A 12675-nucleotide genomic window follows, 5' to 3' on the forward strand; every position below is an offset into this window, starting at 1 on the left:
CCGGTGACTGCAGCGGCACGGCTGGAGGCCGTCTGGCGTGATGGCGGGCCGGCGCAATGGGCGCTGCGACCGCTGGGCGCGCTGCACGGGGCGCTGGTCGGGCTGCGGCGCCTGCTCTACCGGCGGGGCTGGAAAACCACCGTTCGGCTGCCCTGCCCGGTCATCGTCGTCGGCAACCGGGTGGCCGGTGGCGCCGGCAAGACACCGACCACGCTGGCCCTCGTCCACGCTCTGCAACAGGCGGGCTGGCACCCGGGCATCGTGTCGCGCGGACACGGTGGTCAGGGCACGGTGCCCCGCCCGGTCGGCGCTGACAGCGTCGCCAGCGCGGTCGGCGATGAACCATTGCTGATGCAGCGCCGCACGGGCGTGCCGGTCTGGGTCGGCCGCGACCGCGCCGCCGCCGCGCACGCACTGCTGAATGCACATCCCGACGTGAACGTGCTGGTCTGCGACGACGGGCTGCAGCACCTGCGGCTGGGGCGTGACCTGGAGATCGTGGTGTTCGACGAGCGCGGCGCCGGCAACGGCTGGCTGCTGCCGGCAGGACCGCTGCGCGAGCCGATCGACGCGCCCGCGGCCGCGCCCCACCAGTGCGTGCTCTACAACGCCGCAAAGGCCAGCACCGCCCTGCCCGGCGCCTGCGCGACACGGCAACTCGCCGGGGCGGTGGACCTCGCCGGCTGGTGGTCTGGCGCGCCCGCCACGCACGCGCAACTCGCCGCGCTGCGCGGTCGGCGGTTGCTCGCCAGTGCGGGCATCGGACAACCGCAGCGCTTCTTTGACGCGCTGCGCACCGCCGGCCTGACGATCGACACCCTGGCCCTGGACGACCACCACGACCACGCCCGTCTGCCGTGGCCGCCAGAGACACGCGAGGTGGTCGTGACCGAGAAGGACGCCATCAAGCTCGATCCGCAGCGGGTTGCGGCCGAACGACCGGGGCTGCGCGTGTGGATCGTGCCGCTGGTGCTGGTGCTGCCAGCCGTGTTCATCCGGCGCGTGCTGGACGCGCTCGGCCCCGCGCCGGCAAGGTAGCATCACGCCCCATGGACACCCGCCTGATGCAACTGCTCGTCTGCCCGCTCTGCAAGGGGCCGCTCAACCATGACCACGCCACGCACGAGCTGGTCTGCCCGGCCGACCGGCTGGCGTTTCCGATCCGCGACGGCATGGCCGTGATGCTCGAAAACGAAGCGCGCACGGTCGATCCGGACGCGCCACCACCGTCGCCCTTCCCGCTGCCGGACACCGCACCGACGCCATGACCCTGGACTGCACCATCCTGATTCCCGCCCGGCTGGCCTCGACCCGCCTGCCCGGCAAGCCGCTGGCCGATCTGGGCGGGCTGCCCATGATCGTGCGGGTGGCGCAGCGCTGCGCCACGGCGGGCGCGCGGGACGTGGTCGTCGCGACCGACGCGCCCGAAGTGGCCGCGGCCTGTGCAGCGCACGGCGTGCGCGTGGTGCTGACCCGCGCTGACCACGCCACCGGCAGCGACCGGTTGGCCGAAGCCTGCGAGTTGCTGGGACTGGATGGCGATGACATCGTCGTCAATGTGCAAGGCGACGAGCCGCTGATCGACGTGGCGCTGATCGCCGCCTGCGCGCAAGGCCTGCTGCGGCAGCCGGACTGCGTCATGAGCACGGCCGCCCACGCCATCGACAGCGTCGAGGAGTTCGTCAACCCGAACGTCGTCAAGGTGGTCTGCGACGCGGCGGGCCGCGCGCTGTACTTCTCGCGCGCCCCGCTGCCCTGGTGGCGCGATGGCAATGCCGACGGCATCACGGCCCTGCCGACGACCCCTGCACCGCTGCGCCACATCGGCATCTACGGCTACCGCGCGGGCTTCCTGCGCCGTTTCCCCGCGCTCAGCGCCAGCCCGATCGAGCAGGTCGAGTCGCTGGAGCAGTTGCGGGTGCTGTGGCACGGCGAGCGCATCGCCGTGCATGTCAGCGACACCCGGCCCGGCCCCGGCGTGGACACCCCAGAAGACCTGGAACGGGTGCGGCGCCACTTCGAATAACGTCGAACAAGCCCGGGATTCGACTCCGATACCCCAGATTTCGCCGCAGCAATACCCTGGGCAGACCCTGACGTTCAACCGGCGCGACGCACCCCGTCGAGTCAGTTTCAACTCAGGGGAGCCATGGTATTCTCAAAACGAACCTCAGAATTCGCAGTACCTTTCACGTTTTCGCTACAGCTTTAGGCATCACGCCATCAGCACCTGCTGACAGACAGAGACCGAGGAGATCCATGAGACTGATCCTGTTGGGCGCCCCCGGCGCCGGCAAAGGCACACAAGCGGCCTTCATCTGCCAGAAATACGGCATTCCCCAGATCTCCACCGGTGACATGCTGCGCGCGGCTGTCAAGGCCGGCACGGAGATGGGCCTGGCCGCCAAGAAGGTGATGGACGCCGGCGGTCTCGTCGGCGACGACATCATCATCGGCCTGGTCAAGGAACGCATCACGCAGCCCGACTGCGCCGGCGGTTTCCTGTTCGACGGCTTCCCGCGCACGATCCCGCAGGCGGACGCGATGAAGGCCGCGGGCGTCAAGCTCGACTACGTGCTGGAAATCGACGTGCCGGACGCGTCCATCATCCAGCGCATGAGCGGCCGCCGCGTGCACGTGGCCTCGGGCCGCACCTACCACGTCGTCTTCAACCCGCCCAAGGTCGAAGGCAAGGACGACGTGACGGGTGAAGACCTGATCCAGCGCGCCGATGACGCCGAAGACACCGTGCGCAAGCGCCTGGAGGTCTACCAGAGCCAGACCCGTCCGCTGGTCGACTACTACTCGCAGTGGGCCGCCACCGGCGACGCCGCCGCGCCGCAGTACCGCGCCATCAGCGGCACGGGCACGGTCGACGAGATCACCGCCCGCGCGTTCGCCGCACTGGGCTGATCCCGGCACGGCCACTGCGCCGTCGCCACGACGAGCCGCCTTCGGGCGGCTTTTTCGCATCCCCCAATTGACGTTTACGTCAACGTCAATCAACATCCCCCGGTTTTTCGGATCGGCTTCCACTCGACTTCATCAGGAGACACACATGGACATCGCAGACAAGGTTTTCATCGTCACCGGCGCCGCTTCGGGGCTGGGAGAAGGCGCGGCGCGCATGCTGGCGCGCGAGGGCGCGAAGGTGGTCATCGCCGACCTGCAGGAAGAGCGCGGCACGGCGGTCGCCGCCGAACTGGGCGGCGCGTTTGTCAAGTGCGACGTGTCGAACGAGGACGACGGCCGTGCCGTGGTGGCACAGGCCGTGTCGATGGGCAAGCTGGCGGGCCTCGTGAGCTGCGCCGGCATCGCCCCGGCCAGCCGCACCGTCGGCCGTGATGGCGCGCACCCGCTGGGCCTGTTCAGCAAGGTCATCTCGGTCAACCTGATCGGCACCTTCAACATGATCCGCCTGGCCGCCGAAGCCATGTGCAAGAACGCGCCGGAGCCGACCGGCGAGCGCGGCGTGCTGATCAACACCGCCAGCGTCGCCGCATTCGACGGGCAGATCGGCCAGGCGGCGTATGCGGCGAGCAAGGGCGGCGTGGTCGGCATGACGCTGCCGATCGCGCGCGACCTGTCGAAGAACGGCATCCGCTGCATGACCATCGCGCCCGGCATCTTCGGCACGCCGATGCTGTTCGGCATGCCGCAGGAGGTGCAGGACGCGCTGGCCGCGGGCGTCCCGTTCCCGAGCCGGCTGGGCACGCCGGCCGACTACGCCAAGCTGGTGCACCAGATCGTCACCAACGAGATGCTCAATGGCGAGGTGATCCGCCTGGACGGCGCGATCCGGCTGGCCCCGCGCTGAGCGTCCTGTGACACGATGGCGGGCATGACACACTGCCCTGCCCGCCTTCGCCGTTTTCACCTGTCAACGTCGATCCTGGCAGCCGCCCTGCTGGCGGCGTGCAGCACGACGGAAGTTCCCCGCGAAGCCCCCCGCACACCCGCGCCTGCGCAGCCCGAGGCGGCTTCGGGGTGGCAGGCCAAACGCGGCACGGTCACCGCCCGCTACGCCGTGGCCGCCGCGAACCCGCTGGCGACCGAGGCCGGGCGGCAGATCCTGGCGGCCGGTGGCAGCGCGCTCGATGCGGCCATCGCGGTGCAGATGGTGCTGACGCTGGTGGAGCCGCAGTCGAGCGGCATCGGCGGCGGTACGTTCCTGATGCACTGGGACGGGCGCGTAGTCCAGGCGTTCGACGGCCGCGAAACCGCACCGGCCGAGGCCGACGGGCACCTCTTCCTCGGTGCAGACGGCAAGCCGCTCGCCTTTCATGACGCAGTGGTGGGAGGACGCGCGGTCGGCACGCCGGGCACGGTGCGCATGCTGGAGATGGCGCATGCACGGCATGGCCGGCTGCCGTGGTCGGTGCTGTTCGAGCCGGCGATCCGGCTGGCGCGGGACGGCTTCCCGGTCAGCCCGCGCCTGCACACGCTGCTGAAAGCCGATGCGCACCTCCGGAAAGACCCGACCGCGGCGGCCTACTTCTACCAGCCGGACGGCGCCCCCTGGCCGGTCGGTCATGTGCTGAAGAATCCGGAACTGGCAGCCGTGCTGCGCCGCCTCGCCGCGGACGGTGCCCGTGCGCTGCACGAGGGCGACATCGCCGAGGCCATCGTCGCCAAGGTGCGCCAGCACCCGGGCAACCCGGGCCGGCTGAGCCTGCGCGACCTCGCGGACTACCAGCCGAAGGAGCGCGTGCCGCTGTGCTTCGACCACCGGGCTGGCGATCGCCCGTGGCGCCTGTGCGGTTTCCCGCCGCCAAGTTCGGGTGCGATCGCGATCGGCCAGATCCTGGGGATGCTCGGCCAGACCGCGGGAGCGCAGGAACCGCTGACCGATGCTGGCCTACCTTCGACCCAGTGGCTGCACACCTACGCCGAAGCGTCGCGGCTGGCGTTTGCCGACCGGGCACAGTACGTGGGCGATCCGGACTTTGCCGCGGCGCCCGCGGGCGACTGGCGCAGCCTGCTCGACCCGGTGTACCTGCGCGAGCGCGCCCGGCTGATCGGCCCGCAACGCATGCCCGTCGCGCCTGCCGGTACCCCGGGCGGCGTGCAGACCAGCCTCGCCCCGATGCCCGAACAGGTGGAATACGGCACCAGCCACATCAGCGTCGTCGATGCCGAAGGCCACGCCGTCTCGATGACCACGACCATCGAGGACGCCTTCGGGTCACGCCAGATGGTGCGCGGCTTCCTGCTGAACAACGAGCTGACCGACTTCAGCTTCCTGCCCGCGGACGCTGCTGGGCGTCCCATCGCCAACCGGGTCGAGCCGGGTAAACGACCGCGCTCGTCCATGTCGCCGACGCTGGTGTTCGACGACCAAGGCCGGCTGGCGATGACCGGCGGCAGTCCGGGCGGCGCGCTGATCATCCACTTCACCGCCAAGACACTGCACGGCGTGCTGCAGTGGGGCCTGACGCCGCAGCAGGCGATCGACCTGCCGAACTTCGGCACGACCGGCGGGCCGGTGCTGCTGGAGCAGGGGCGGTTTCCTGCGGTGGTGGTCGAGGCACTGAAGACGCGCGGGCACGACGTGCGCGAGGTGGAGATGACCAGCGGGTTGCAGGCGATCAGCCGCGGGCGCAACGCGGGGCGGGAGGTCTGGCGTGGGGGCGCCGATCCGCGGCGGGAAGGCGTCGTGCTGGGAGAGTGATCACTGCGCGGCCAGCCACCCCGCCGCGATTCCCAGCGTCACCACCGCCACCGGCCCCCCCGTGCGCGCATGTCGCCGCCAGTCGATCACGACGCCGCAGCGCCGGGCCGCATCCACCACGATGATGTTCGCGATCGACCCGACGATCAGCAGGTTTCCCGCCAGCGTGCTGACCAGCGCCAGCGTCAGCCCGACGTGGTCCCCCTTGGCCAGCGGCATCAGCACCATCACCGCCGGCACGTTCGACACCAGGTTGCTCAGGCCCAGCGTCGTGAAGAACAGTGTCGCCGGCTGTGCGAGGTCGATGCCCTGCGTGGTGAGCCAGGCGACGAGCTGCTGCGTCAAGCCGGTGAGCGCCAGCGCGTGGTTGACGACGAACAGGCCCATGAACAGGATCAGCAGCTCCCAGTCGATCAGCCCCATCACCTTCGACGAATGAAACCGCTGGCTCAGCAGCAGCACACCCGCCCCCACCAGTGCCGCCACATCCCGCGGCCAGTCCGTGCACAGGAACACACCGACCAGCGCCAGCGCGACCAGCAGGCCCTTGGCGGTCTGCCAGCGGTCGAAGGGCGGCACTTCGGAGGCGATGGCAGCGAGCTGCGCCGGGTCCGGCTCCGCCACCGGCGGCGTGCGGCGCATCTGCCACGCCAGCAGCGCCCACAAGGCCAGCAACCCGGCCAGCACCGGCACGACCGCATCGGCCATGTAGCCCGCGAACGGCAGCTTCAGCACCTCGCCGATCAGCATGTTCTGCGGATTGCCGATCAGCGTCGCGGCCGAGCCGATGTTGCTCGCGCAGGCCAGTCCCAGCAGGAAGGGCACCGGGTCCAGCCGCCGCCGCAGGCACGCCTCGGCCAGCACCGGCGCCACGGCCAGACAGACAATGTCGTTCGAGAACACGGCCGACAGTCCCGCAGCAACCCCGATCACGACCCCCATCAGCGCCGCCGGCCCGACCGGCAGGACCGCAATGCGCCGCGTCACCGCGCTGTAGAAGCCGCCGAGCCGCATCTGGGCCGAGATCACCATGAAGGAAAACAGCAGCAGGATCGTCGGCAGGTGGATGGATTGCGCCGCCTGTTCCGGCGTCATCACACCCGCGCCGACGATGGCGATGGCACCGAGCAGCGCGACGCCGGTGCGGTCCAGGTGGAGCCACGGCAGGCTGCCGAGGACCATGCCGAGGTAGACGACGGCAAACACCGCCAGCACCACGCCGTCCTGCAGGGAGGAAAGTTCGTTCATCGAGTGATTCTAGGGAGCGGCTAGACTCCCGCGCGTGATCCCCCAAGGCTTCATCCAGGACCTGCTCGCCCGCGCCGACATCGTCGACGTGGTGGGCCGCGCCGTGCAGCTCAAGAAAGCGGGCATCAACTACAAAGGCCTGTGCCCGTTCCACGGCGAGAAGTCCCCCAGCTTCATCGTCAGCCCGTCACGCCAGACCTACCACTGCTTCGGCTGCGGCGTCCACGGCAACGCGGTCGGCTTCCTGATGGAGCACAGCGGCCTGGGCTTCGTCGAGGCGGTGAAGGATCTGGCGCAGGACGTGGGCATGACCGTGCCCGACGACGACAACAGTCCGGAGGAACGCGCCCGCGCCGCCAAGGTCCGCGAACACCAGATCACGCTCGGCGACGTGCTGCTGAAAGCGAGCAATCACTACCGCGCTCAGCTCAAGGACAGCCCGCGCGCCGTCGCCTACCTGAAGGGCCGCGGCCTGACCGGCGAGATCGCCAAGCACTTCGCCCTCGGCTACGCGCCGGGTGGCTGGCATGGGCTGTCGAGCGCCTTCGGCAAGTACGACGACCCGCTGCTGGTCGAGTCCGGCCTGGTGATCCTGCAGGGCGACGACGCGGCCGAGCAGCGCCGCTACGACCGCTTCCGCGACCGGATCATGTTCCCGATCCGCAACCCCAAGGGCGAGGTGATCGGCTTCGGCGGACGGGTGCTGGACCAAGGCGAGCCGAAGTATCTGAACTCGCCGGAGACGCCGGTGTTCAGCAAGGGCCGCGAGCTGTACGGCCTGTTCGAGGCGCGCGCCGCGATCCGCCAGCGTGGCTTCATCCTCGTCACCGAGGGCTACATGGACGTGGTGGCGCTGGCGCAGCTCGGCTTCGGCAACGCGGTGGCCACGCTCGGCACGGCCTGCACCGGCGAGCACATCGTCAAGCTGCTGCGGTTCTCCGAGCAGGTGGTGTTCAGCTTCGACGGGGACGCGGCCGGGCGGCGGGCGGCGGCACGGGCGCTGGAGGCCGTGCTGCCGCACGCGAGCGACACGCGCAGCTTCCGCTTCCTGTTCCTGCCGGCCGAGCACGACCCGGACTCCTTCATCCGCGAGCGTGGGCCGGAGGCCTTCGAGGCGTGCATCCACGAGGCGTTCACGCTGTCGCGGCAGTTGCTGGCGGTGGCTGGCGACGGCTGCGACCTGGCCAGCCCCGAGGGCCGCGCAAGAATGCTGGCGCAGGCGCGGCCGCTGTACGAACTGCTGCCGGACGGGTTGCTGAAAGCACAGTTGCTGGTCGAACTGGCCCGCGACGGTGGCTTGACGGCCGATGTACTGCTGCACCACTGGGCGGCGGCAGGCGCGCGCCGGGGCGACCGCCGACGCGCAGAGCCCGGACATGCCGAACATCAGCCCCACGCTGCGCCAGCCCCTGCCCCGCGCCACCACGACGAGCCGGACTGGGACAACGCTCCACCGCCTGACGAGGCGCCGCCGGAAGCCGATCCGAACGACCTCGGCTACGACCCGATGGACGATGGCACGCCCGAGCATGCCAAGGACTGGCGCAGCAAGCGCGGCAAGGACTTCGGCGGCCGTGGCGGCAAGGGCCGCAGCTTCGGCAACGATCCGCCGCCATGGGCACGCAAGGGAGGCAGCGCGGCCATGGCGTCGCCACGTCGGCCACCGCCGCGCACGGCGTCGCTGCTGGACCGTGCCGCCTGGCTGATGGTGCAGAACGCGCAGCTCTGGCTGGATCTGCCCGGCGAGGTCCACGAATTGCTGGTCCAGCAGAGTGCACCGCATGGCGGATTCTTCGCCGCGCTGGAGCGGCTGCTGCACGACCAGGGTGTGCTGGGCGCCGCCGGCATCCTCGCCGCGCTCGACGAACTGGCCCAGGATCCAGCCGAAGCCGGGCTGGGCGCGCTGCTGGAACGCATCCGCCGGCTGCACGAACTCGGCAGCGATGCACCGCTGGCAGACGATCTGCGCGTGGTCGTCGACCGGGTGCGGCTGCAGGCGGTCGAGGACGAGATCACCCTGCTGCTGGAATCGGGTGAACTCTCGGAAGCGGCCACCCAGCGGCGCAATGCCCTCTTTGCACTGCGGTCCCAGCTCAAGAGCCGGCCCGCCAGAAACGCTACTGTATAATTGAAGGTTGGTTTCGATGCGGCAAGAGTGACAGCAGCGCCTGCCGGCCCCGGCCACCCGCGACACGGGTCATACCAGGCCACCCCCACCGCCAGCGCTGCACCTTCAGGGATGTTCACGCCAGCTTGCCCGCCTGAGAAGCGGCTCGTCCGCGAGCGCCTGCAGTGCGCCGCCCGAGACTTGTGATTCAGGCTCAAAGCCCCACCGTATCCGAGCACCCCAGCCGAGGAATCGCATGCCCGCGAAAAAGAGCGCCCCTGACCTGTCCCCCGAGACCAGCACCGCAGCAGCCCCGGCTGCCCCGGTCGCGTCCAAGACCATCCGCGTCGTGAAGGTGGTCAAGGCCATCAAGGCCGACGCCGCGACGCCCGCTCCGGCGCCGATCGCTGCCGCAGTCTCGGCACCGGAAACCACGATTCCTGTGGTGGTCAAGCGCGGCCGCAAGGCCAAGGCCCCAGCCGCCGACACGGATGTCAAGGTGGAGAAGCCCGAGAAGAAGGTCGAGAAGAAGGCCGAAAAGCCGACGCTGGACGCCGACGAGGATTTCACGGACATCGACGCCGAGATCGATGTCGAAGCCGAGGTGGAAACCGAGGTCGAAGTGGTGGCCGAAGGGGAAGTCGAGGTCGAAGCCGACAAGCCCAAGGCCAAGCCGCTGCGCATGAAGGTCAGCCGGGCCAAGGAACGCGCGCTGATGCGCGAGTTCGGCCTCGACGAGACCACGCTCACTGAAGAGGAAGTCGCCAAGCGCCGCCAGGAGCTGAAGACCCTCATCAAGATGGGCAAGACGCGCGGCTACCTGACGCACCAGGAAATCAACGACCACCTGCCCGAGAAGCTGGTCGAGAACGAGATCCTGGAAGCCATCATCTCGATGCTCAACGACATGGGCATCGCGGTCTACGAGCAGGCCCCTGACGCGGCCACGCTGCTGATCGCCGGCGGTGGCACGACGACCTCGACCGAAGAGGAAGCAGAGGAAGCCGCGGAAGCCGCGCTGTCCACGGTGGACTCCGAATTCGGCCGCACCACCGACCCGGTGCGCATGTACATGCGCGAGATGGGCACGGTCGAGCTGCTGACGCGCGAAGGCGAAATCGAGATCGCCAAGCGCATCGAAGGTGGCCTGCAGGCGATGATGCTGGCCATCTCGGCCTCGCCGGCCACGATCGAGGAGATCCTCGGCATGGCCGACCGGATCCGCGCCGGCGAGTCGCAGATCTCGGAAGTGGTGGACGGCTTTGTCTCCTCCGAAGAAGCCGATGACTACGTCGCCGAAGAAGACTTCGACGAGTTCGACGAGGACGAGGAAGAAGGCGGCACCTCCAAGGCGCTGACCAAGAAGCTCGAAGAGCTGAAGAACCAGGCCCTGTCGCGCTTCGACTCGATGCGCGCCGAATTCGTCAAGATGCGCGCGGCCTACGCCAGCCACGGCTACAAGTCGGCGCCCTACAACGCGGCCCAGACGGCCATCAGCAACCAGCTGATGACGATCCGCTTCACGGTCAAGACGATCGAGAAGCTGTGCGACCTGCTGCGTTCGCAGGTGGACGATGTGCGCCGCTACGAACGCGAACTGCGCAAGATCGTCGTGGACCGCTGCGGCATGCCGCAGGAGCAGTTCATCAAGGTGTTCCCGCCGAACATCCTGAATCTGGCCTGGGCCGAGGGTGAAATCGCCGCCGGCAAGGGCTACAGCGCCGTCATGGGCCGCAACCTGCCCCCGATCCAGGAACTGCAGCAGAAGCTGATCGACCTGCAGACCAAGGCCGTCGTGCCGATCGACGACCTGAAGGCGATCAACAAGCGCATGAACGAGGGCGAGGCCAACTCGCGCGAAGCCAAGCGCGAGATGATCGAGGCCAACCTGCGTCTGGTGATCTCGATCGCCAAGAAGTACACCAACCGCGGCCTGCAGTTCCTCGACCTGATCCAGGAAGGCAACATCGGCCTGATGAAGGCGGTGGACAAGTTCGAATACCGCCGCGGCTACAAGTTCTCGACCTACGCGACGTGGTGGATCCGCCAGGCCATCACCCGCTCGATCGCCGACCAGGCCCGCACCATCCGGATCCCGGTGCACATGATCGAGACGATCAACAAGATGAACCGGATCTCGCGCCAGCACCTGCAGGAGTTCGGCTTCGAGCCGGACGCGCCGTCGCTGGCCGAGAAGATGGAGATGCCCGAGGACAAGATCCGCAAGATCATGAAGATCGCCAAGGAGCCGATCTCCATGGAAACGCCGATCGGGGACGACGACGACAGCCACCTGGGCGACTTCATCGAGGACACCAACAACACCGCGCCGATCGAGGCCGCGATGCAGTCGGGTCTGCGCGATGTCGTGCGCGACATCCTCGACAGCCTGACGCCGCGCGAAGCCAAGGTGCTGCGCATGCGCTTCGGCATCGAGATGTCCACGGACCACACGCTGGAAGAAGTCGGCAAGCAGTTCGACGTGACGCGCGAGCGGATCCGCCAGATCGAGGCCAAGGCCATCCGCAAGCTCAAGCACCCGAGCCGGTCGGACAAGCTGCGCACCTATCTGGACAATCTGTAACCCGCCGGCAAGGCAACGGGGGATGGACAGCTCCCCCCTGAACATGGCCCTGCATCTGTGGGGCCATTTCACTTCTGCAATCTCTGGATGCGCACTGCTTCACGAAACGACAAGGTAAACTGAGCGCATGCCGCAGACCGTCACTTGCACCGTTCTCTTTGCCGATCTGCGCGGCAGCACGTCCCTGTACGAAAGCCTGGGGAATGCCGAGGCCGCGTCCGTCGTCACGCACAGCGTGGCGGTGGTTGCCCGCATCATGGAAGGCCAGGGCGGGCGGGTGATCAAGACGCTCGGTGACGGTCTGATGGCGGTGTTCCCGCACCCGGTCGGTGGCGTGCGGGCCGCAGAGGAAGTCCACGAGTCGCTCGAACGGGTCATGGGGGCCGCGCGTCCGTCACGCAGCCCGGTGATGCGCGTGCAGATCGCCATGGCGCATGGCGAGGTGATCGAGGTGGCCGGCGACTGTTTCGGCGATGCGGTGAACGTGTCCGCCCGGCTGCTGGACCACGCGGGAGACAACGAGACCCTGATCACGTCGCAGACCCTGGCCGTGCTGCCGCCGGATGTGCGGGAGCGGTTTCGCCGGCTGGAGCGGCTGCACCTGCGCGGGCGCGTCGAGCCGGTCGAGGTCTGGCGGTTCGAGCCACGGCGCTCCGGCCCGGATCCGCTGTCGACCATGTTCGGCGACTCGGCGCCCACCACGGTGCCGGAGGGCATCCGCCTCGTCAGCGAAGGCGTCTCGCGCATCCACACGGTGCGCAACCTGCCGGCCATCCTGGGCCGCAGTCACGAGGCGGCGTATTGTCTGGACGACAGCCGCGTCTCGCGCATGCACGCCCGCATCGAGTGGCACAGCGGCAACTTCCAGCTCACCGACCTCAGCTCCAACGGCACCTATGTGCGCTTCGGGCGGCAGTCCGAGGTGGTCACGCTGCGCCGCGGGGCCTGCACGCTGCATGGCCGCGGCGTGATCTGCCTGGGCGTCAGCCCGAACATCATCAACGCCCCCACGGTCAGCTTCGAAGTCCTGCGCTTCGACGACACGGACCCGCTGCCGCTCTGAAC

The 12675-nt window shown here is 68.9% G+C and carries 10 protein-coding genes; 9 read left to right on the forward strand and 1 reads right to left on the reverse strand.

Features of this window, described 5'->3' with window-relative positions:
- Window positions 1-3 precede the first annotated feature (3 nt).
- The 6 genes from lpxK to BDD16_RS01270 all read left to right on the forward strand — a co-directional run bounded on the left by lpxK (window position 4) and on the right by BDD16_RS01270 (window position 5671).
- Window positions 4-1038, forward strand: coding sequence for a tetraacyldisaccharide 4'-kinase (lpxK, locus tag BDD16_RS01245; protein WP_179632253.1), 1035 nt, complete (start codon window positions 4-6; stop codon window positions 1036-1038).
- Window positions 1039-1049: 11 nt separating this feature from the next.
- Entirely contained in the window at window positions 1050-1268 is a 219-nt protein-coding gene (locus BDD16_RS01250; protein ID WP_179632254.1) for a Trm112 family protein, read from the forward strand.
- 2 nt (window positions 1269-1270) lie between these two features.
- Window positions 1271-2026: a 3-deoxy-manno-octulosonate cytidylyltransferase gene (kdsB, locus tag BDD16_RS01255; RefSeq protein WP_179635947.1), complete on the forward strand. Its 756-nt coding sequence runs from the start codon at window positions 1271-1273 to the stop codon at window positions 2024-2026.
- Between the two features lie 233 nt (window positions 2027-2259).
- Window positions 2260-2913, forward strand: a complete 654-nt coding sequence (gene adk / locus BDD16_RS01260) for an adenylate kinase (protein ID WP_179632255.1) — start codon at window positions 2260-2262, stop codon at window positions 2911-2913.
- A gap of 145 nt (window positions 2914-3058) precedes the next feature.
- Window positions 3059-3817 (forward strand): 3-hydroxyacyl-CoA dehydrogenase, encoded by a 759-nt coding sequence (locus BDD16_RS01265; protein WP_179632256.1) that lies wholly within the window; start codon window positions 3059-3061, stop codon window positions 3815-3817.
- Window positions 3818-3841: 24 nt separating this feature from the next.
- The gene (locus BDD16_RS01270) at window positions 3842-5671 is read left to right on the forward strand and encodes a gamma-glutamyltransferase family protein (RefSeq protein ID WP_179632257.1); all 1830 of its coding nucleotides are present in this window, start codon (window positions 3842-3844) and stop codon (window positions 5669-5671) included.
- Here the strand turns inward: BDD16_RS01270 and BDD16_RS01275 are convergent, their stop codons facing one another.
- Window positions 5672-6919, reverse strand: a complete 1248-nt coding sequence (locus BDD16_RS01275; RefSeq protein WP_179632258.1) for an anion transporter — start codon at window positions 6917-6919, stop codon at window positions 5672-5674.
- Between the two features lie 34 nt (window positions 6920-6953).
- Here BDD16_RS01275 and dnaG point away from each other — a divergent pair, with 34 nt between their 5' ends.
- The 3 genes from dnaG (at window position 6954) to BDD16_RS01290 (ending at window position 12673) form a co-directional block, all read left to right on the forward strand.
- Window positions 6954-9047, forward strand: a complete 2094-nt coding sequence (dnaG, locus tag BDD16_RS01280) for a DNA primase (protein ID WP_179632259.1) — start codon at window positions 6954-6956, stop codon at window positions 9045-9047.
- A 235-nt stretch (window positions 9048-9282) separates the two neighbouring features.
- A complete protein-coding gene (gene rpoD, locus BDD16_RS01285; RefSeq protein WP_218897651.1) occupies window positions 9283-11610 on the forward strand; it encodes an RNA polymerase sigma factor RpoD in 2328 nt (775 codons plus the stop codon).
- A 127-nt stretch (window positions 11611-11737) separates the two neighbouring features.
- Window positions 11738-12673: an adenylate/guanylate cyclase domain-containing protein gene (locus BDD16_RS01290; protein WP_179632260.1), complete on the forward strand. Its 936-nt coding sequence runs from the start codon at window positions 11738-11740 to the stop codon at window positions 12671-12673.
- The last annotated feature ends 2 nt before the right edge of the window (window positions 12674-12675 follow it).

Origin of the sequence: Sphaerotilus montanus, from assembly GCF_013410775.1 — a bacterium.
Lineage (GTDB): Bacteria > Pseudomonadota > Gammaproteobacteria > Burkholderiales > Burkholderiaceae_C > Sphaerotilus > Sphaerotilus montanus.